The sequence below is a fragment of the Paenarthrobacter sp. NPDC057981 genome (genome assembly GCF_042886835.1).
Lineage (GTDB): Bacteria > Actinomycetota > Actinomycetes > Actinomycetales > Micrococcaceae > Arthrobacter.
Window position 1 is genome coordinate 13,772 of sequence record NZ_JBHVQI010000035.1, and the last position, 20,522, is coordinate 34,293.

Sequence of the window (20,522 nt, forward strand, 5' to 3'; positions counted from 1 at the left end):
ATGCCATTGTGAACGCTAACAATGCAACGGGTCAAGTGCTGCACATCACAAAATGATTGCAGCTCATTACTCCGGCGCCAGTACTTGATTTACAACGTTGTTAGCGTTCACAATGGCCCGCTGCGGCACCCGGCCACAGAAAAGCCCGGCACCGCCGTGAAGGCGATGCCGGGCTGGACACTCCTCCGCAGTGGAGGGGGCGACTTCTTCCTGGACGAGGACAGGGGAGTCAGAGGCGGGTGTCGAACGAATCGCAGAACACGTTCTGGTTGAACGTTCCCTGGAATTCGGACTTCCCCTGGATTTTCCGGATGGTCGCTCGAATGGCCTCACGGGTGCCGGCATGGGCGTGGATCGCCGTCTTCACCATCGGCACGTCGATCAGGTGGTTGGGTTGGTTGAGCGAGACGAATACGGTGGGAACTTCCGTTGCGTACCAAGGTATTTCAGCAGCCATCGGCGAGGACCACTTGATACGGATGGCAGCCTCCTGTGCGAAGCCTTTCACGTTGGCGAAGACGAAGGCGCCGTCGTAACGCTCGGCGTAGTCCGCAGTGGCTTCCTCGGACACCACCCGCATGAAATTCATGCCGACTTCCCCTGCGGCTTCGCGTTGTTCGGCGGTCTTGAAGACGTCCACCTCAAAACCGGCGGCCTCCAGCTCCTCCCTGACGATGTCCAGGTAGGCCAACGGATCAGCCCGGGTGAAGTCGGCCCCGCCCGAGATGCCATACAAACGGATGCGCTTGTGGGTCGTGGGCGTGATGGGCAGGTTCCCCGCGGTGTCCTTCACCAGCGTCACCGTCTTGTCCGCGATCTCCGCGGCGATCGCGCGATGGGCCTCGCTGCCAATGACGGCCAGGGCGTCAGGCGCGGGAACCAAGGATTCCCGGGAAGCCACGTGCAGGCCAAGGCTCGCCTTCAGGCCGAGGATCCTCCGCAGGGCATCCTCAAGGCGGGCGTCAGTGATGATGCCGGCCTTGTAGCCGTCCAGCATGAATCCGAAGTCCTCCTCCGGGTTGCGGAAGAAGAGGAACATATCGCAGCCTGCCGCAATGGTGGCTGGGACCAGGTCGCGCCGCTTCATGGCCTGGGTCAGCCCCACCATCAGGGAGGCGTCCGTCAAAACCAGGCCGTTGAAACCGAGCTCACCGCGAAGCAGGTCCTGCAGGAGCTCGGGGGCAAGGGTTGCGGGACGGATTTCGGCATCCGTCATAGCGGGTCGGAAGTGTCGCGAGACCTCCGGTGCGCCAATGTGCCCCACCATGATGGACTGCACGCCGTGCCCGATCATCTCGCGGTACACGTGCCCGTAACTCTGGTCCCACTCGTCGTAGCCCAAAGTGTTGTAGGACGTGACAACATGCTGGTCACGCTCGTCGACGCCATCGCCCGGGAAGTGCTTCATGGCGCACACAGTGGGCGATTCGCTGATGCCGTCGAAGTATTCCTTGGCCCGTTCCACCACGATCTCCGGGGTGTTGCCGAAGGCCCGCGTCGAGATCACCGTGTTCCGCCAGTTGTAATGGATGTCCACGATCGGCGCGAACGCCCAGTTACAGCCCAGAGCAGCAGTTTCGACGCCGGCCACCTCGCCCATGCGGCGGGCGATCGCCTTGTCGGGGTGCGAACCGGCCTGCAGGTGCGTCGAAACGAACGTGCCGTCGTCGCAGCTGCCTGCCCCGCCCATCTCCGGGTTGGAAGCAACGAGCAGCGGGATGCGGGTCTTGGACTGCGCGTATCGGATGTGCTCTTGTACCGCCGCCGACGGGCCGGGCCGGTAGCGCATGCCACCGACGTGGAAGTTCTCCAGCACGTTGTCCAGATACTCAGGCGAGTAGTCGTTGTTGTGGTTGATGAAGAGCTGGCCGATCTTCTCTTCCAACGTCATGGACGCGATGGTGGCCTCAACCCATTCCACTGCAGAGTCGTCCAGCGTGAACGGTGCCGCCTTGAGGTCCACCAGGAACCTCGCGGCGCCATCCCGGGGTCCCGGGAGCCCCTCCACGGCGCGGTCAACGATCTGCTCCACAGGTGTCTCAATGTCCACCACCACACCTGCTTCATCGGCGTGGAGATGTTCAAGGGTAGCCAGTTGCGAGTCCAGCAGCGAGGGCGGCATGAAGTGCCCTGGGCGGGAGTTCATGCGTTCGCTGAGCAGTTCCCGGGCTCCGTGCAGGTGCACGAACACCACGGATTCGCCACCGCCGCGGATGATGTCCCGGTAGGCGCGCTTCAGCGCGCTGCACGCGATCACCAAGGAAGCGTCCGACGCCGAGAATCGCCTGCCGATCTCGGCAAGCCAGGGCGCACGGTCGTCGTCGTTAAGCGGAGTACCGGCGGCCATCTTGTCGATGTTCGACTGTGGATGCAGCGCATCGCCGTCGAGGAATTCCGCGCCGAGGCGCTGGGCGAGGGCCGCGCCGACCGTGCTTTTCCCACAGCCGGCGACCCCCATCACCACAACATGGAGAGGCTTACCAGTCATGGACCGTGCCATCAACAAGGCGGTTGTAGGGCAGGTAGGCCTGCTGGTACGGGTAAGCGGCAGCGGCTTCTTCGTTGAACTCGACGCCGAGGCCCGGGTTGTCGCCCGGGTGCAGGTAGCCGTCTGTGAAGGTCATGGACTGCTCGAAGACCTCGTTGGTCTTGTCCGAGTGCTGCATGTACTCCTGGATGCCGTAATTGTGGATCGCCAGGCCGACGTGCAGCTGGGCGGCGAAGCCCACCGGGGAGATGTCCGTGGGCCCGTGGAAGCCGGACTTGATCTGGTACTGGGCGGCGAAGTCCATGACCTTCTTCAACGGCGAGATGCCACCGAAGTGCGTGGAGGCGGCACGGACGTAGTCGATCAGCTGTTCCTTGATGAGGGTCTGGAAATCGAACACGGTGTTGAAGATTTCACCGATGGCCAGCGGGGTGGTGGTGTGCTGGCGGACCAGGCGCAGTCCTTCCTGGTTTTCGGCCGGCGTGCAGTCCTCGAGCCAGAAGAGGTCGTACGGCTCCAGGGCCTTTCCGAGCTTGGCGGCCTGGATGGGGGTCATGCGGTGGTGGCCGTCGTGCAGCAATGGGATTTCGGGGCCGAACTCGTTGCGCACTGCTTCAAACACTGTGGGCAGGTGGCGGAGGTAGGCGCGGGTGTCCCAGTCCTCCTCGAGGGGGAACGCGCCACGGCCGGCGGGTTCGTAGTCGTACCGCTCCCCCGAGGCCTGGGCCTGCGCGGCAACACCGTACACGGCCTTGATGCCGGGAATCGCGGTTTGGATTCGGATGGACTTGTAGCCCAGCTCCAGGTGTTCGCGGACCGAGTCAAAGAGGGACGGAATGTCAGAACCCGATGCGTGTCCATAAGCGCGCAGCCCGTTCCTGGAAGCGCCGCCCAGCAGCTGGTACACCGGCAGCCCGGCCACCTTGCCCTTGATGTCCCACAACGCCATGTCGACGGCGGCAATCGCCGCCATCGTGACCGGCCCCCGGCGCCAGTAGGAGCTGCGGTACAGGAACTGCCAGGTGTCCTCGATCCGGTGCGGGTCCTTGCCGATCAGCAACTGCGCGACGTGCTCCTTAAGGTAGGCGGCCACAGCCAGTTCCCGGCCGTTGAGCGTCGCGTCGCCGATGCCTGTCACACCGTCTTCGGTGGTGATGCGGAGGGTGACGAAGTTGCGGGTAGGGCTGGTCACGAAGACTTCAGCGGCAATGATTTTCATGGGTGTGGCATTCCTTCCAGGGGTCTATGCGTGGGTACTGGCAGCGGCAACGTCGTCCTGCTGCCGGTGAATATGGGAAACCAGGGCACTGTCCCCGGCGAGGTCAGGGCTGATGAGCGCCAGCAGCGCTTTGGCGCGTTGTTCGGCGTCGTGCGTTTTTGCGGTCCGGATGTCGTCAGCAAGGGGGTCTTGGAAGTCGTCCGTGGAGGACACGTACGCAATCCAGGCCGCCATCATGCGGGCAGCACCGGCTCCGGGACGGCCTTCGGCGCGTTCGGCCACCAGCACGGGCAAGGCGCGCATGCGCAACTTGGTGGTTCCGTCCATGGCAATCTGGGTCAGGTGGTGGGCAATCCGCGAATTGCCGAAGCGTTCAAGCAGGGCTTGTCGATAGCCGGGAATGTCCAGACCTTCGTCCGGCAGGTGGCGGGCAGCCTCATCCCAAAACGACTCCACGGCGGATCGGCAGACCTCATCGGACAGGGCGTCCGCCACGGTCGAATGGCCCCGGACCAGTCCCGCGTAGGCGAGGATGGAGTGCGCCCCGTTGAGCAGCCAGAGTTTGCGGTTCTCGTACGGCTCGATGTCGTCCACGAAAATTGCGCCGGCATCTTCCCAGCGCGGACGTCCGCCTGGAAAGTCACCACTCAGGACCCAGTTACTGAAGGGTTCGGCCACGACGGCGGCCTCGTCCAGGTATCCGCACTGTTCGGCTACTTCCTCAAGGTCATCCGGTGTGGTCCGCGGCGTAATGCGGTCCACGGAGGTGCCAACGAAGCTCACCTGTGTATTGATCCATTCCGCCAGTGCCGGCTCCGCCGCTTCGGCGATGGCCAGCACAGCCTTGCGGGCAACTGCGCCGTTGTCTGCCAGGTTGTCGCAACTGACGACGGCAATCGGACCGGCGTCGGCGTCCTTTCGGGCAGCGAGCGCGGTGACCAGGCGGGCCAGCGGCGTGTTCCCGCCGGTTGCCGCATAAGCGGCTTCGGTGATGGTCAAAGTGACAACGGCCGTGCCGGGCGCGGCCACGAGCTCCGCGAGTCGCTGGACGTCCGCGCCGTCCACAGCTTCGACGATGCTGCCGACGACTTCAAACGCATCTCCCGCGCCGGACCTCTCCACCACTGTGAACACGCCGTCCTGTTCGGCCAGGACATCCGCGGCGTCGGGCCGGCGCCCGGTAAACGCCGCGATGCCCCACTCGGCCGCGTCTCCCGCGTGGTGGGTGTACCAGGCCTGGTGGGAGCGGTGGAACGCGCCAAGGCCCAGATGCACCATCCGGACTGGGGGCGCGGCCTGCCCCGGAAACGCGGAGGCCCGGGTGAGGCGGGGCGGTCCCTGGTCGGCACTCATAGCTTGAAGACCCTTCGCGGGGAAGAATCGACGACGTCGACAATCAGCTCATGCGCGCGGTCCTCGCTGATGCGGTGCTCGGCAACCAGCCGCGCCAGGAACGAGGCTTCGATCCTGCGGGAAGCGTCGTGCCGGGCAGGGATGGAGCAGAAGGCCCGCGTGTCATCTATGAACCCGGAAGAACGGGAGAAGCCAGCGGTTTCCGTGACGGCCGAGCGGAAGCGAAGCATGGCGTCGGGCGCGTCCAGGAACCACCACGGAGCACCGATGTAGACCGAAGGGTAGAACCCCGCAAGTGGTGCAAGTTCACGGGAAAAGACCGTCTCGTCCAAGGTGAAAAGCACCAGGTGGAAGTCCTTGGCCGTGCCGAAGTCCTGCAGGAGCGGGCGGACGGCCTCGGTGTAATTGACCGCGAAAGGGATGTCGTGGCCCGTGTCCGCGCCGAAGGCCTCGAACGTTGGCTGGTGGTGGTTGCGGTAGGAGCCCGGATGGATGGTCATCACCAGGCCGTCTTCCACGGACATCCGCGCCATCTGGTACATCATGTGGGCCTCGAACGCGTCGCGGTCCTGGGCGTTTGCCTGTCTCGAAACTGCCTTCTCGAACAAGGCCTCTGCGTCAGATTGGTCCAGCTTGAGGGTCGCCGGTGTCCTCACACCGTGGTCCGCGGAGACTGCTCCGTGGTCCACGAAGTACCGGCGGCGGTTTTCCAGGGCGGTGAGGTAGCCACGGTAGCCGCTGCCGCCGTCGGACGCTTCTGCGATGAGCCGCTCCACGTTGGCCTGCCACGCCGGGTGTGCGATGTTGATGTACGCATCCGGGCGGAACGTGGGCAGTACACGGCCATGGAACGACGGGTCGGCAGCGAGCGCCCGGTGGCTGTCCAGGCTGTCCAGGGGATCGTCCGTGGTGGCAAGGACCTCGATGTTGAAGTCCTTGAACAGCTCACGGGGGCGGAAACCGGGCTCCGCGAGCTTGGCGGAAATGGCGTCGAAACTGGCGTCCGCCGTAGCTGCGGACAGCTCACCCTGCCACCCGAACACCGACTCGAACTGGGTCCGCAACCAGTACCCGGACGCGGTGCCGTCGAACAATGGCCAGGCCTCGCAGAAGGACCGCCAGATGTTGCGAGCCCCTGCCTGGGGCTGGAGCTTGTCCAGCGGAACTCCGGAGGCGTGGATCAGCCGGGTGACGTAATGGTCGGGGGTGACCAGCAACGCGGCCGGATCAGGAAAGGGCGTGTTCTGCTCGATGACGGCCGCGTCCACATGGCCGTGCGGGGAAATGATGGGCAGGTCCTGGACCCGCTCCAACAAGGCACGCGCGATGCTGCGCGTCCCCGGGTCCGCCGGGAGCAGGCGGTCCGGGTGGGTGGCAAGGGATTCGGACATGGGTCAGCCTTTCGGGGTGGAACCGGCGGAGAGATCGGCGTTGGACGGAACCGTCAGTCCTGCCAGCTCGGCCACCCGGCGCAAGTACTGAAGGTTGCCTGCGGTACGCTCGGCCAACGGAAGGTCGGTGGAGAAGTCCTCCACGGTCACCCACTCGTCATAACCGACCTCGGCGAGCGCCTTGAAGTACGCCAGGACGCTCCCCTGGCCTTCAGCCAGCGGGGCCCACTCGTTGACCCACGCTGCGGCTCCGGACTCGTCCCGCTCCCCCGTGAAAACCCAGCGCGCATTCTTCACGTGGACGTGAGCCAGGTACGGTCCGAGGAGTTCGAGAGCAGGCAGCGGAGACTCCCAGCCTTCGATCAATAGGTTGCCGAGATCGTGGATGACGCCCACGTGCTGGGAATCCAGGCCCTCCAGAAGGCGGCGGGCAGCTGAGGCGGATGAGGTGACCGTGCCGTGGTGCAGCTCGACGAGTGCCTTGACTCCATGGTGGGCGGCACGGCCGGCAACCCACTCGTAGTGCTCACGGGTGGCTGCAAACAACTCCGGGTAGGACAGGCCACTTGGCTCGCCCCCGCCCATGGTGGAGTTGCCCAACGGCAGGACGTTGACCCTGACCTGGTGGGCACCCAAGGCGGCCGTCGCGGCGAGGACTCGCTCGACGTCGTCGTGGTTGTCGCAGCGGGCGTACCCGCCCAGGCCCGAGTACTCCAGGCCGGCTTCTGCGGTGAGGCGGGCAATCTCCGGCAGTGAATCCTCAAGGCCGGTCATCGGCCAGGTTGCCTTGTTTCCCGCCCAAAAGCCTGGCTCAGGGGATTCAGCCTGATCGGTGACGCGCCATTCAATGCCGTGCCAACCCTGCGCTGCGAGCTCGGTGGCGGCTTCCTGCGGAGTCCAGTCCGGCGTCGAGGCCGTGAAGACCGAGAATTTCATGCGCTGACCTCCTCGAAGTGGCCGTTGCCGGTGCGCACCTCAACGTCGTTGTACTTGCCCGCAACCACATCGGCTATGAGGACGGGCTGGCCGAGCGTGGCCGAGACGTACAGTGCCCGCACGGTAGCCAGCGCCCGCACTGCGTCCTCGATGGTGACGCCTGCAGGACGGCTGTTCCGGATCGCGTCCACTACGTCGCGGTACTGGCGGATGTGGCCGGCCGGGTAGACGGTGGGGTCGAGGTTTGCTTGCGGCGCTGGATCAGCGAACTTGGCCAGCTCCTCCTCTGCCTGGTTGCCCGCGCCGGGCATCCCCATGGGCCCGCTCTGCGTCTCTTCTTCGGAAGCGGCAGCGTGGAAGAACTGGAGGTTGTCGCTGTCGATCACAGCCGAGCCCATGCTGCCCATGACCTGCAGCCTGACGCTGAGCCCAGGGTACGCGGCGGTGGTTGCGTGGAGTACCGCCAGGGCACCTGATTCGAACGTCACGGTGGCCACGGCGGTGTCCTCCACCTCGACTCCTGTGTGTGCCAGGAGGGCGGTCTTTGCACTGATTTCCACCGGGGTGCCAAGGAACCACAGCAGGAGGTCCACGGTGTGGACGCCCTGGTTCATCACCGCCCCGCCACCATCCATGGCCCAGGTGCCGCGCCAGGCGCCGGAGTCGTAGTAGCCCTGGCTGCGGTACCAGCTCACCGAGGCAATTGCCGAGGTCAGCCGCCCAAAGCGTCCGGCGCGTCGGGCCTCGTCCACCACAATGGATGCCGGGTCGAAACGGTGCTGGCTGATGACACTGGCCACCAAGCCCTTCTCCTCTGCCGCTTTGGCTGCCGCCAGGATTTCGTCGGCACGGTTCAGGTTCACATCCAGCGGCTTTTCGATCACCACATGCTTGCCCGCGTTGAGGACCTCCAGTGCCTGCTCGATGTGCAGTCCGCTGGGGGTCGCGATGATGACAAGGTCGACGTCGGACCCTGCGAACGCTTCGTCCAGGCTTCGGAAGGTGGCAGGCCGGGCGGCGCCTTGGTCTTCGATGTGTTGGGCAAGGGCATCTGCGGCTTCGGTGATCTCATCCACCAGGGCAGTGACCTGCAGGTCCTCGATCGCGGCGACCGACGCCGCGTGGGTGCGTCCGATGGTGCCGCATCCGGCAATGGCGACGTTGATCATGGACTTCGACGTTTCGGTGCTCACTTGGTTTCCACTCCTGCTTCGTTAACAACTTCGGCAAAGGCACGGGCTGCCATCCCGAACGCGGTGGGGCCGGAGAATCCTCCCAGGCCATGGGCGCCGGCCAGATGCGGCTCCAGGCTTGCGAAGCCCACGAAACCGTCGGCTTTCAGCGCTTCGACTGTGCGGAGCAGATCGCCGTCCCCCTCACCGGCAGGAACCACGACGCCGTCCGCGAACCGCGCGTCCTTGACCTGGAGGTATTCGAGGTGGGGACGGAGTTTGGCGTAGCCCTCGTCGAAGGGCTTGACGCCAACCTGGACGAAGTTGGCCGGATCCCACGCAACTTTCAGTGCGGGCGAGTTCACGGACGCGATGATGTCCAGCACGCGGTCCGGGGTGTCTCCGAAAATGTCCTTTTCGTTCTCGTGGAGCAGCACTACGCCGGACTGTTCGGCAACCTCGGCCAGGGCACGCATACGCTCAATCACGTCGTCCCGGATACTGTCCACTGCCACTCCTTCTCCGTAGTAGAAGGAGAAGATGCGGATGTAGCGGGCACCAAGGACCTGGGCTGCGTTGGCGGCCCGGCGGAGGCGCTCAACCTCGTGTTCCACCGGCAGCGTGACATCCACTTTGCCAATGGGCGACGCGATGGCCGAAACCCCCATCCCGGCGGTGTCCAGGAGCTTCTTCAGTTCCGTCAACTGCTCGGACGTCAGGTCCACGATGTTGGTTCCCCAGGCGCTGCGGACTTCGATGTGGTTCGCCCCCAGGGCCTGGAGTACGGCGATCTGCAGGACCGGGTCGTCGTCGATCTCGTCTCCAAAGCCCGAAAGCGTCCACTGGACTGTTGCTGGACCGGTCATTGCTACTTAACTCCTCCGGCGGTGAGACCGCCCACTAGGTAACGTTGGAAAATCAGGTAGAGAATCACGACGGGCGCCGCGCAAACCAGCGAAGCCGCCATCATTTGGCCGTACAGGGGAATCGCTCCACCTTCCTGCGAGGCTCCGAAGATCTGCAGGGCTACGGCTGCGGTCTGGCTCTCCGGCCGGGTCATCACCGAGGCAAAGAGGACATCGTTCCAGCCCAACAGGAAAGCGAAGATGCCCGAAACAACAATGCCGGGCCAGCTGAGCGGAAGGATGATCCGGACCAGGACGCCCACGTTGCTGGCGCCGTCGATCCTTGCCGCCTCTTCCAGCTCACGCGGAAGGCCACGCAGATAGGTGACCATGACCCAGGTGGAGAAGGGCATCGCGAAGGTCAGGTAGGTGACGAAGAGACCCCACTGCGTTCCGATCACCTGGACGCCGAGGTAGCTGGCGGCCGAAGAGAAGAGCACGAACACCGGAAGGACCATCAGGGTACCCGGCACGGACTGCAGCGCCAGGAGCCCGCGAAGGATGGTCAGCCGCCCGCGGAATTGGTAGCGGACCAGGACGTAGGCGATGGATATGGACATGGCTGCCGACACCACGGCGGTGGCGCCCGCTACCAGGACGCTGTTTGCAAGGCCCTTCGCCAGGCCAACGCTGGACCAGATCTTGGTGTAGTTCTCCAGCGAGAAGCTGGACGGCCAGAACTCGCCGTTGGCCACGCCGATGTCCGAGTTCACCGATGCCAGGAAAATATAAGCAACCGGGATCAGGACGATGGCGCTCAGGACCGTGAGGATGATGGCCAGCATGGGGCCAGGCAGGAGCCGGGTGACTTCGTGCTGCCGTTTTGAACCGGGCCGGAACGCAGCCCCCGACGGGTCCGGGCGGGACGTGCCGCGGACCGAGGTGGTTGATGCGCTCACTTCTTGCCTCCCGGCGTATCGGCGTCGTCCAGCTTGACGGCGCGAAGGTAGATGAACAGCGGTATGGCGATCAACACCAGGGACACAAACGCCATGGCGGCGCTGAGGCCGAAGCGGAAGCTCTGGAAGCTGGTCACGTAGGTGAGGATCGGAAGCACTTCGACGTCGGACGGGGCCGGAACGCCGAACAGCACGAACGGAAGGGTGAAGTTGTTGATGTGGTGCAGCATGCCGATCAGGAAAGCCAGCGACAACGGACCCTTGAGGTACGGGAAGATGACGTACCGAAGCTTGTTCCACCACAGTGCCCCGTCCAAGGCCGAGGCCTCATGGACTTCGTGGTCCACCGATTGCAGGCCCGAAAGTGCCAGCAGGTAGATGAACGGCCAGGAAGCCCAGATCTGGACCAGGATCAGCGTCCAGTACGTTTGGGGTCCGTTCAGCCACAGCCCACCGTCCACTCCGAAGACACCCAGGGCCGAGTTGACGACTCCGTCAGGCTGGAACATGGTCCTCCATACGGTTGCCACCACGAAAGACGGCAGTACGTACGGGATCAGGAAAATCGAGCGGATCAGCGCCCGGCCCTTGAAAGCATTCTGCGTGGCAACAGCCGCTGCGATGCCCAATGGCAAGGTCACGACCATGGCGATCAGCGAGTAGCTCACACTCAGCCACACCGAGTGCAGCAGAGGCGAGTCGGTCAGGGCCTCCACGAAGTTCTCGACGCCGATGAACGGTGCGCTGACCCACTTGCGCAGCGAGTACTGGTCGAGGTTGAGCGTTGACATGTAGATGCCGAGGAACAGCGGGACCACGATGATGATGAACATCAGGAGTCCGCCGGGGATCAGCATCCACAGTGGACGGTTCCGCTCGCTCAAGCCCTTGCGGCGGACAGGTTTCCTGCCACCGCCGCCCGGCTGGAGGGTTCCTGTGCCTGCGGCCGGTGAGGCACCGGCGTCGAGCGCTGGCTCTGTCGACCCGGACCGGGCCAGCTGCCCGCGGGCAGCCGGACCGGACACGGGTTTCATTTCCCTGAAGGAATCAGTGGACATGGGAGACCCTGCCTAGGACTTCGCAGCCCGGTCGAGGGAAGCCTGGCCCTTGGACTGGGCGTCCTTCAGCCGTGATTCCAGGGCGCTCTCGTCAACGGATCCCTTGGCCAGGTCCGGGATGGACTGGACGGTCACGTTCAGGAGGCCCAACTGGATGTCGCCCCAGGCGCCGGTGAAGGGAGTTGCCTTCGACTTGCCGGCAGCATCGGCGATCGGCTTCAGCTTCGGGTCGGTCAGGGACGCCAGTGCCTCGGCATTTGCCGGAAGCTCACCGAAGATCTTCTGGTAGTTCAGCTGCTCGTCTTTGGACGTGATCAGCTCGATGTAGGCGAACGCCAGATCCTTCTGCTGGGAGTAGTCCGCGACCACGACGTTGTCACCGGACAGGATGCTGGCGGCCTTGTCGCCGTCGCCCTTGGGGGACGATTCGCCCGGAGCCGTGGTGGGCATGAGGGCGTATTCGTACTTGCCGGCGATGGCTGACTTGTCCAGGGTGGGAATGGAGCTGGACGTGGTCATCATCAGGTAACCGGCCTTGCCGGAAGCGAAGGCTGCCACCGCGTTGCTGTTGCTCCAGCCGATCGCTGCCGGGTCAACCACCTTGTCCTTGGTGAGCCAACCGAAGTAGGTGTCGTAGGCCTTCTTGACCGTGGGATCGTCCAGCTTCAGCTTGTTGCCGTCAACCAGCGGGTTGCCTGCCTGCACGGACATGGCCCAAATGAATTTCCAGGGATCGAAGTTGTCCTTGTAGCCGGTGGCCAGGCCGAAGGTTCCGGTGCCGGCGTTGGTCATCTTCTTGGCCTGCTCGGCGAGCTCGTCCCAGGTGGTGGCTGGCTTGTCGATGCCCGCGGCGGCCAGGATGTCCTTGTTGTAGGCCATGACGAACGGGCGGCTGACGAACGGGATGCCTGCTTGGTGTTCGGAGTCAGGTCCGGAGATGCCCAGGGCTGCGGGGTTGAACCGGTCCTTTCCGCCGACCTTCTTCCAGTCGTCGTCGGAAAGCGTCACGAAGGCTTTGGTGGCATAGGCGGTGGGCGTGAAGGTGGTGCCCAGGCTGTAGACGTCCGGCCCCTGGCCGGAAACAACAGAAGTCTGGATGCGGGTCAGTTCATCGTTGGCCGAGGCGAAGGTCTCAAACTTCACTTCCGCGCCAGTCTTTGCCTTGAACTTGGCGGCGATATCGCTCTGCCACTTCTTCTGCTCTTCCGGGTATTGGTTGTTAACGCCGGTCAATACATTCAGCGTCTTTCCCGCTCCGTCGACGGCACCCCCGGAGCTGGCAGACGTGCCGCTGTTGCCGCTCCCCCCACAGGCTGTCAATGCCAGTGCAGCAGTCAAAGCGACGGCGGCAAGCTTGGCAGATGGTGCAAACCTCATTGTTTCCTCCTTGGATACACAGCCCGGTAGTGGTCTACGTCACAGGGGCTTTCGGCAACGAGTCTACGAGTCCGGCAACTGTGCGGCAAGCGGTTGCCAAAAGTTGCCATGGGATGGTGCAATCTTTTTATGGCTGAGACGAACGGGCGGGGATCCGCACCCACAATCAAGGATGTTGCGGCCTTGGCGGGAGTGGCCACTTCCACTGTCTCCAGGGCCCTTTCCAACCCGGACCGCGTGAACAGGGCAACCCGTGAACGCATCGAAAAAGTGGCCGCCGAGCTCAACTATGTCCCCAGTTCGCAGGCCCGCAGCCTTAGCTCCGGCCGGACCAATGCCATCGCCCTCCTGGTCCCCGACGTCACCAATCCGTTCTACTTCGACATCATCAGGGGCACCCAGAACCAGCTGAAGGCAGCCGGCTATACCCAGTTGCTGGTGGACACCGAAGAGTCGGCCGAGATGGAAGCCGATGCCCTGCAGAAGATGCAACGAACTGCCGATGGCTTCATCCTCGCCGCTTCCCGCCTCACTGACACCCAGATTCTCGAGGCGGCATCGTCCCAGGCAATCGTCACCATCAACCGCTCCTCAGCCAACGCTCCCACTGTGGTCATCGACACCCCGGGTGCCGTTGTCCAGGCACTGGAACACCTGACATCGCTGGGCCACTCCAAGATCTGTTACGTCGGCGGGCCGGCTTCCTCCTGGTCGAACGCCAAACGCTGGAAGACCTTTGAGGAGGAAAGCCATGACCGTGGACTCAAGACCTCCCGGGTTGGTCCTTTCACTCCCAAGACAACCTCGGGTGCGGCGGCCGCAGATGCCGCAGCACGAACCGGAGCAACGGCGTGCATCGTTTTCAACGACCTCCTGGCGATCGGCATGCTGCAGCGACTCCGCGAGCGTGGCATCCGGGTCCCCGAGGACATGAGCATCGTGGGGTGCGACGATATCTTCGGCGCCGACTTCTGCAACCCACCCCTGACCACCATGGCCTCCCCGATCGAGCAGGCCGGACGGGTGGCGGTTTCAATGCTGCTGGCACAGCTGGATCCACTGAACGCCGGGTCCAGCCGGCGCCTCGCGGTCATGCCCACCCATCTGACGGTGCGCGGTTCAACCGGCCCGGCACCGGATCAACGTCCTGAATAACTGAATCACCACGCAATATGGTTGAGCCTTCGTGACGCGGCTGACTACTGTGGAACACATGCGCGAACTCCAGGCCAAGATCATTGAGGAAATGGGCGTCCAGCCCCGGATCGATCCCGCGGAGGAGATCCGCAAACGGGTCGCCTTCCTGAAGGACTACTTGAAGGCGACAGGGACCAAGGGCTTTGTGCTGGGCATTTCCGGCGGCCTCGACTCCACGCTCGCGGGCCGCCTGGCCCAGTTGGCGGTTGAGGAACTGGAAGCCGACGGCGTGGACGCAAACTTCGTGGCGGTCCGCCTCCCCTACGGTGTCCAGCACGACGAAGAGGACGCGCAGGCCGCCTTGGACTTCATCCGGGCCAAAACCGAATGGACCTTCAACATCTCCCGCGCCGTCGACGGTTTCGAGGACGAGTTCCTCAAGACCACCGGCGCCGAAATTTCAGACTTCCACAAGGGCAACACCAAGGCCCGCGCCCGCATGATCGCGCAGTACGCCTTGGCAGGAGAGCACAACTATCTGGTAATCGGTACGGACCACGGCGCCGAGTCCGTCACCGGCTTCTTCACGAAATACGGCGACGGCGGTGCGGACATCCTCCCGCTGTTTGGCCTCGACAAGCGCCAAAACCGGCAAGTCCTGGCAGAGTTGGGCGCCCCCGAGCGCCTGTGGAAGAAGGTTCCCACAGCCGATCTCCTAGACGACAAGCCGGGCCGCACGGACGAGGACGAGCTCGGCATCACCTACGACCAGATCGACGACTACCTTGAGGGCCGCGAGGTACCCGAAGGAGTCGCCGAGACCATCGAACAGAAGTTCCTTCGCACGCGCCACAAGCGCACGGTCCCGGTCACCATCTTCGATACGTGGTGGAAATAGGCACCTAGCGGCCGACGGCGTAAGGCGCCACCGGAAGGGCCGTAGCCTTTCCGTCGATCAGGTCAGCCAGCATCTCCGCGGACCCACAGGCCATGGTCCACCCCAGGTGGCCGTGGCCTGTGTTGATGTACAGGTTGCTTTCACCTGCCCTGCCAATGATGGGTGGCCCGTCCGGGGTCATGGGCCGGAGGCCCACCTTGTAGGTGGCCCGGTCCAGATCCAACACCCCGGGAAACAGTTCGTTACCGGCGTTGAGGATGTTGGCGAAGTCCTTCTGTGAATACTGCTGCGAGTAGCCGGCAAACTCGGCGGTGGCAGACATCCGCAATTCATCCCCGAACCGTGACCACGCAACCAGGGACCTCTCGTCAATGCCCCCCAAGCCAGGGGCAAGTGCTCCTTCTTTGATGGGAGCGGTCAAGCTGTACCCCTTGGCCGGATAGACCGGGAGGCGGATACCGGCGGTCCTGGCAAGGCGGGCGCTCATCGGACCACCCGCAAGGATGTACCGGTCGGCCGTCAGTTCACCGTGAACGCTTCGGAGCCCTCCCACGTGGGTTGCACCAGGCCGGGAAGCCTCCATCCGGAAGCCCTGGACGGCCGTGTCGAAGGTGAAGCGCACTCCCAGGTCCTCGCACAATTTTCGGACTTCCGCGGCAAATTCGGCGGGGTTTCCGCTCGCATCGGTTTCATCGTGGACAGCTCCCACGAACCTGACGTGGCTGTTCGCCAGTGCCGGTTCCAAGTGGAGCAATTCCTCGCGGGACACGGGCCGCTGGGCCTGGCCGTTCTCCCGCATGATGGTGCCGTGCGCCATCGCGCGCTTCAGGGCTTCGCCATCCCTGTAGAGGTAGAGGACGCCGCCTCCCGATGGACGGAAGTCCATGTCCTCCCCGTTGATCATCGCGTTGAAGAGCTCTTGGCTCCGTTGGGCGAGACGAAGTTTTGCCAGGGTATTTCGGTTCGCCCGCGGGCCGGTACATTCGCGTAGGAACCTGAGACCCCAGGACACGAGTTCCGCATCGAGGCGTGGTTTCACCCGGATGGAGGTATCGGAACTGAAAAGGGATCGCAGCAACTCCTTGGGCGCCGACGGTGAAGCCCAGGCAAACGAGTGCCCCGGTGCGATCAAACCCGCTGTAGCGTCGCTGGTAGCCAGCGTTTCGGAAGCCTCCCTGTCCACCACTTCAACCTCGTGTCCACGCCGGGCCAGCTCATAAGCCGTGGTGACACCGATGATCCCGGCGCCCACTATCAGGATCTTCATTTCCCTGCCTCCGCCGGAACGGCATTGGTCTGCGGCAGGCAGGCAATCGCCTGCACTTCCACCAGGAGCCTGGGGTCCAGCAGTTCGGCAACAACAGTGGCCCGGGACGGCCTGTGTCCACCAAAAGCCGACACCCAGGTTTTGTTGAAAGCCTCGGCAAGCACAGCATCCTTGAGGTAGACCGTGCAGGAAACCACGTTCGCCAGGCCGGCACCGTAAGTCGCCAGTACACGCCTCAATCGCTCCAGGGAACATCGGGTCTGTGCCTCGATGTCCCCCTCCCCCACCACCAATCCGTCGTCGCTGAACGAAACCTGGCCCGAAACATAGAGGGTTCCTCCTGCGAGGGTGGCCGCTGGATAGGGAGAAGCCTCGGTTGTGATGCCGGGGACATCCACGGTCCGGACGGGGATTTGAGTCGAAGTCATGGTTCTCTTTCACGGAAATCGGGCGCGTTTGAGCATGGCGTGGCACAACGGGGTGACAGGCGACGCGCGCTGGTGGGGAGGAAGGCTAACTGTCCGAGTTGTAGGAGCGCAGGAACGCCTTGGTGCGTTCCTCCCGCGGGTTGTCGATAACCGCGGAAGGTGGACCCTGTTCGATGATGTGGCCGCCGTCTATGAAGACGATCTGATCCGAAATCTCCTTGGCAAAGGGAACTTCGTGCGTGACGATGACCATCGTCATGCCGGAACGGGCCAAGCGGCGCATGACGGCCAGAACGTCGCGGGTGGACTCAGGATCGAGTGCCGACGTCGGCTCGTCAAACAGGAGCAGGCTGGGGCCGAGCGCCAATGCCCGGGCTATCGCTACCCGCTGTTGTTCACCGCCGGACATCTGCTCGGGAAAGGCCAGGGCCCGGTGGGACAACCCCACTTCGGCAAGCAACTCCAGTGCCGTATGGAGGGCCTGCTTTTCGGGGATCTTCAACCCCTTCATTTGGGCCAGCATGACATTTTCCACAGCTGTCAGGTGGGGAAACAGGTAGAAGCGTTGAAAGACCATCCCCACCTGTTGCCTGAGCTTGGCCAGATCCTTGCACACCGTCTTCCGCCCGGCGAAGACAGGTTCGCCTTGCAACGCAATGGAGCCGGAGTCGGGTTGTTCGAGGAGGTTGATGCAGCGCATCAAGGTGGTCTTGCCACCGCCGCTTCGGCCGATGATGCTGACGATGTTGCCTGGGTCCACCGTGAAATCCACGTTGTCAAGCACGGTGCGGCCGGAGAAGGACTTCACCAGGTTCTTGATCTCCACTACTGGACGGACATTGTTCACCGTTTGGCCTTTGGTCTCGGTTCTTCCGATGGTCATGGCTTTACCTCCGAGTATCGCTTGGGTTCCGCAGCCGCCAGAAGGGCGCGGGCCTGAGCCAACCTGCGATGCCTGCGAAGGGACAGCGGCGCTCCTGCCTGTACGCGGCGTTCAAGCCTGAGCACAAGCTGCGAGAGCGGGTAGCAGACCACAAAGTAGATCGCGGAAATGACGATGTAGACCTCAAGGGCGCGGAAGGTTTCGCTGGCAATCAGTTGGGCCTGCGACATAAGCTCAGCCGCCGAAATCACTACCAGAAGGGAAGTGGACTTCAAGAGGTCCACCAGCATGGTGCCGGTTCCAGGCAGTGCCAGCCTCAGCGCCTGCGGGAAGATGATGCCCGTGAAGGTCACGGTCGGCCCGAGACCCAGGGCTTGACCTGCTTCCCGCTGCCCGGGGTGCACGCCGAGCAACGCGGACCTGAAAATTTCCGAAAGGTACGCCCCGTAGAAGATCACCAGGCTGAGCGTGCCGGCCTGGAAGGCATTGAGCCGGATACCAATGGAAGCCAAGCCAAAGTAGGTGATGAAAATGATGGCCAGCAGGGGGATGTTCTTGAACAGTTCCGTGTAGACAGCTGCCGGTATCCGGAGCAGGCGCCGGGAACTGATGCGCAGGAGCGCGATGCCGAGTCCGATCACCACTGCGCCGGCAAAGCCAGCCGCCGTGTAGCCAAGGGACCTCAGCAGACCATCAGCGAGTGCCGGCAGGTACTCCTGCCAGGGCACCTGAAACAGGCCGGGTGCGGGGTTCATGATTAATCCTGTCCGTTGGGAATGATTGCCGGGACCGCTTCATTTCGAGGGGGCAGTCCAGTCGGCCGGGCGGTCCGCGGCCTGCCGGTCCGCGGCCATCGACGGCGAGGGCTTAAGGTACTGGTCTGGATCGCCGCCGTATTTGGTGATCAGGGCGGCAAGCTCCCCGTTGGCATACATCTCCCTGATGACGCCGGAAATTGCCTTCTCCAGTTTCGGCTCCTCCTTGGGAACATAGAAGCTGGTCATGTAAGGCTGGAAGTAGGCCAGATCAGGGGACTTCTGCACTTCGTCATCTGTAGGCGGGGTCAGGTACTTGGTCTGGATCCCCAGATCGGGTCGCTGGGCCTGGGTGTAAGAGATCAACAGGGGATCCACGAACCCCACGTCCACCCGGCCGGAGCCGACGTCCGCGAACAGGCCATTGGCGTCAGGGAACGAGCTGAGCTTGGCATCCGGCACAGCCTTGATGGACTTCACCCAAACGTAGCCGGTGACGGTGCCGAGGTTCTTCCCGCGGAGGTCCGCCAGGGACTTGATGTCCTTGTCGCCTTGGACGGCCATCGCTGGTGGGGAGTAGTACGGAGGATCGGTGAACAACCCGGCATTCGCGCGTTCTTTCGTCCAAGCGATGCCTCCAATGGAGATATCGACGCGCCGGCTTTGCACACCTCCGAGCATGCCGTTGAAGTCCGTAACCTGCGGTTCGATCGTGAGGTTCAGCTTCTTCGCTGCTGCCTGCAGGATTTCGGCGTCCAAGCCGACCATCTGGCCGTCCTTCATGGCGGTGTATGGCATGTAAGGCTGGATGGCTACCTTGAGTTTGCCGGCTTCGATGGTGTCCAGACCGTCGGCATTGCTGGCGACGCCGTTGCCGCCACAGGCTGTCAGCGTCAGGGTCACGGCACCAAGGGCCGCGACGATGGACGTACGAAATGGTTTGGGGATGCGACGAAACATGGTGGTCGCCTTTCGCTGGGTTCAATGCTGATGCAGAACGCCTTCTGCTGTTCGGCTTTGCGCCGCTTAGTAACAACCGTAGGCTTGGGTGTGATGAAAGTCATTGGACTATTCATCCACGTTCCAATCAAACAATGCCTACCTTTTTGTACGAAATGACCGAAGGAATTCCCTCATGGCAGTGACCACCCCGCGCCCCGGGGCCGGACCCCTGACCCCTGCTCTCGCCCAGCAAATCGCCGGCGACACCAGCGAAATCGTAGGGTTCAACATCTTGATTACCGACGCCCATGGCACGGTGATCGGCAGCGGCGACACGAGCCGCGTTGGCAGTTTCCATGAAGCATCCTTGGAAGTGATCCGCACGCGGTTGTCGGCCACCCATTCCGCGGCCCAAGCCCGCGCGCTGGAGGGGGTCAGGCCCGGGGTAACGCTGCCCATCCTGCTCAATGGCCAGGCGGTGGGCACGGTCGGAATTACCGGCTCCCCGGCCCAAGTCACCCGCTTTGGTTTGATGGTTGAACGCCAGACGGAAATCCTGCTCCACCAGGCGTCGCTGCTGCGGTCCACGCTGCAGCGCGAGCGCGAGCTGGAGGACCTTGTACGCAGCATTCTTGCCTTTGATCCGCAGGTGACCGAGGCTTCAACCCTGCTGGACCAAGCCAACGATCAAGGCGTGGACCTTACAGCCCGGAGGGTTGCCGTGGTCGTGCATCTTCCCGGCCGCACGCCCGCCCCCTCCACCACGTCGGAGTGGCTTCCGAGGGCATTGGTACTGCTCCGTGAGAGTTTTCAGCACCGCCAGACAATCGCCGCTTCAATCGGCGCCAGCCGCTACGTCGTCTTCGCACATCCCACGGCCGATGGAATGGGCGGAATCCTTGCCCAGGCACGCAATTGCGTGGAACAGTTCCGTGCGCACTTGGGCCTGGACGTCGAAATAGGCGTCGGAACCGGGGCAGCCGGGCCCACCCACATGCGAACAGCCTATGAGGACGCGTCCGACGCACTGCATCTGGGCAGGCGGATCACCCGACGCAGCGTCACCACCATCGACGAGGTCAGGATGGAACAGTTGCTCTCAGGTGTCAGCCTCCGGGCCAGGCAGCGATACACAGCAGCTTTGGCCTCCCCGCTGGTGGCCTCGGGTGATTGGGGCACTGTTCGGAGCACCGTCATTGCGTGGTGCGAAAGCGGATTTTCCCTGGTGGGCGCGGCGCGGCGTCTTCATATCCACCGGAACACGCTTATTCACCGACTGGAGAGGATCGAAAAGCTCCAAGGCTGGTCCGAACGCACGGCAGTTGCCTATCTCGCCTTGTATCTGGCCTGTAAAACCAACGAGTTCGACGCCGGACCGCACCTGACGCGCGACTCCTCCAGCGTGCGGTGAGGC

General features: G+C 63.5%; 18 protein-coding genes. 3 read left to right on the forward strand and 15 right to left on the reverse strand.

What is annotated here, in order from left to right; genetic code table 11:
* Positions 1 to 229 precede the first annotated feature (229 nt).
* From ACFVSI_RS20670 to ACFVSI_RS20715, 10 genes are read right to left on the reverse strand one after another with little or no spacing between them, the layout of a single operon-like run.
* Entirely contained in the window at positions 230 to 2,488 is a 2,259-nt protein-coding gene (locus tag ACFVSI_RS20670) for a gluconokinase, GntK/IdnK-type (protein WP_387827931.1), read from the reverse strand.
* On the reverse strand, positions 2,478 to 3,707 hold the full coding sequence (gene manD / locus ACFVSI_RS20675; protein ID WP_144661870.1) for a D-mannonate dehydratase ManD: 1,230 nt from the start codon (positions 3,705 to 3,707) through the stop codon (positions 2,478 to 2,480). The genes ACFVSI_RS20670 and manD overlap by 11 nt, the downstream gene beginning before the upstream one ends.
* Positions 3,708 to 3,731: 24 nt before the next feature.
* Complete coding sequence (locus ACFVSI_RS20680; protein WP_387827935.1) at positions 3,732 to 5,060, reverse strand: mannitol dehydrogenase family protein; 1,329 nt, start codon at positions 5,058 to 5,060, stop codon at positions 3,732 to 3,734.
* Positions 5,057 to 6,451 (reverse strand): glucuronate isomerase, encoded by a 1,395-nt coding sequence (gene uxaC / locus ACFVSI_RS20685; RefSeq protein WP_387827938.1) that lies wholly within the window; start codon positions 6,449 to 6,451, stop codon positions 5,057 to 5,059. Before uxaC ends, ACFVSI_RS20680 begins: the two co-directional genes overlap by 4 nt.
* A 3-nt stretch (positions 6,452 to 6,454) precedes the next feature.
* On the reverse strand, positions 6,455 to 7,387 hold the full coding sequence (locus tag ACFVSI_RS20690; protein ID WP_387827941.1) for a sugar phosphate isomerase/epimerase family protein: 933 nt from the start codon (positions 7,385 to 7,387) through the stop codon (positions 6,455 to 6,457).
* On the reverse strand, positions 7,384 to 8,556 hold the full coding sequence (locus ACFVSI_RS20695; protein ID WP_387827992.1) for a Gfo/Idh/MocA family protein: 1,173 nt from the start codon (positions 8,554 to 8,556) through the stop codon (positions 7,384 to 7,386). The genes ACFVSI_RS20690 and ACFVSI_RS20695 overlap by 4 nt, the downstream gene beginning before the upstream one ends.
* A gap of 20 nt (positions 8,557 to 8,576) precedes the next feature.
* The gene (locus ACFVSI_RS20700; protein WP_387827944.1) at positions 8,577 to 9,425 is read right to left on the reverse strand and encodes a sugar phosphate isomerase/epimerase family protein; all 849 of its coding nucleotides are present in this window, start codon (positions 9,423 to 9,425) and stop codon (positions 8,577 to 8,579) included.
* A gap of 2 nt (positions 9,426 to 9,427) precedes the next feature.
* Complete coding sequence (locus ACFVSI_RS20705) at positions 9,428 to 10,363, reverse strand: carbohydrate ABC transporter permease (protein ID WP_387827947.1); 936 nt, start codon at positions 10,361 to 10,363, stop codon at positions 9,428 to 9,430.
* A complete protein-coding gene (locus tag ACFVSI_RS20710) occupies positions 10,360 to 11,421 on the reverse strand; it encodes a carbohydrate ABC transporter permease (RefSeq protein WP_262277098.1) in 1,062 nt (353 codons plus the stop codon). The genes ACFVSI_RS20705 and ACFVSI_RS20710 overlap by 4 nt, the downstream gene beginning before the upstream one ends.
* Before the next feature lie 12 nt (positions 11,422 to 11,433).
* Positions 11,434 to 12,798 (reverse strand): ABC transporter substrate-binding protein, encoded by a 1,365-nt coding sequence (locus ACFVSI_RS20715; protein WP_387827951.1) that lies wholly within the window; start codon positions 12,796 to 12,798, stop codon positions 11,434 to 11,436.
* 129 nt (positions 12,799 to 12,927) lie between these two features.
* On the opposite strand from ACFVSI_RS20715, the gene ACFVSI_RS20720 reads away from it, so the two are divergent.
* Positions 12,928 to 13,953 (forward strand): LacI family DNA-binding transcriptional regulator, encoded by a 1,026-nt coding sequence (locus ACFVSI_RS20720; protein WP_387827954.1) that lies wholly within the window; start codon positions 12,928 to 12,930, stop codon positions 13,951 to 13,953.
* Positions 13,954 to 14,011: 58 nt separating this feature from the next.
* Positions 14,012 to 14,833, forward strand: a complete 822-nt coding sequence (gene nadE / locus ACFVSI_RS20725; RefSeq protein WP_281450617.1) for an ammonia-dependent NAD(+) synthetase — start codon at positions 14,012 to 14,014, stop codon at positions 14,831 to 14,833.
* Between the two features lie 4 nt (positions 14,834 to 14,837).
* Here nadE and ACFVSI_RS20730 read toward each other — a convergent pair whose 3' ends face one another.
* From ACFVSI_RS20730 to ACFVSI_RS20750, 5 genes are all read right to left on the reverse strand, one after another.
* Positions 14,838 to 16,100: an FAD-dependent oxidoreductase gene (locus ACFVSI_RS20730; RefSeq protein ID WP_387827957.1), complete on the reverse strand. Its 1,263-nt coding sequence runs from the start codon at positions 16,098 to 16,100 to the stop codon at positions 14,838 to 14,840.
* Complete coding sequence (locus tag ACFVSI_RS20735) at positions 16,097 to 16,528, reverse strand: RidA family protein (protein WP_387827960.1); 432 nt, start codon at positions 16,526 to 16,528, stop codon at positions 16,097 to 16,099. Before ACFVSI_RS20735 ends, ACFVSI_RS20730 begins: the two co-directional genes overlap by 4 nt.
* Positions 16,529 to 16,613: 85 nt before the next feature.
* On the reverse strand, positions 16,614 to 17,411 hold the full coding sequence (locus ACFVSI_RS20740) for an amino acid ABC transporter ATP-binding protein (protein WP_387827963.1): 798 nt from the start codon (positions 17,409 to 17,411) through the stop codon (positions 16,614 to 16,616).
* Entirely contained in the window at positions 17,408 to 18,166 is a 759-nt protein-coding gene (locus ACFVSI_RS20745) for an amino acid ABC transporter permease (protein WP_387827966.1), read from the reverse strand. The genes ACFVSI_RS20740 and ACFVSI_RS20745 overlap by 4 nt, the downstream gene beginning before the upstream one ends.
* A gap of 39 nt (positions 18,167 to 18,205) precedes the next feature.
* Entirely contained in the window at positions 18,206 to 19,126 is a 921-nt protein-coding gene (locus ACFVSI_RS20750) for a substrate-binding periplasmic protein (RefSeq protein ID WP_387827969.1), read from the reverse strand.
* Positions 19,127 to 19,301: 175 nt separating this feature from the next.
* Between ACFVSI_RS20750 and ACFVSI_RS20755 the strand changes: the two genes are divergently transcribed.
* On the forward strand, positions 19,302 to 20,519 hold the full coding sequence (locus tag ACFVSI_RS20755; protein WP_387827972.1) for a CdaR family transcriptional regulator: 1,218 nt from the start codon (positions 19,302 to 19,304) through the stop codon (positions 20,517 to 20,519).
* Positions 20,520 to 20,522: the final 3 nt, after the last annotated feature.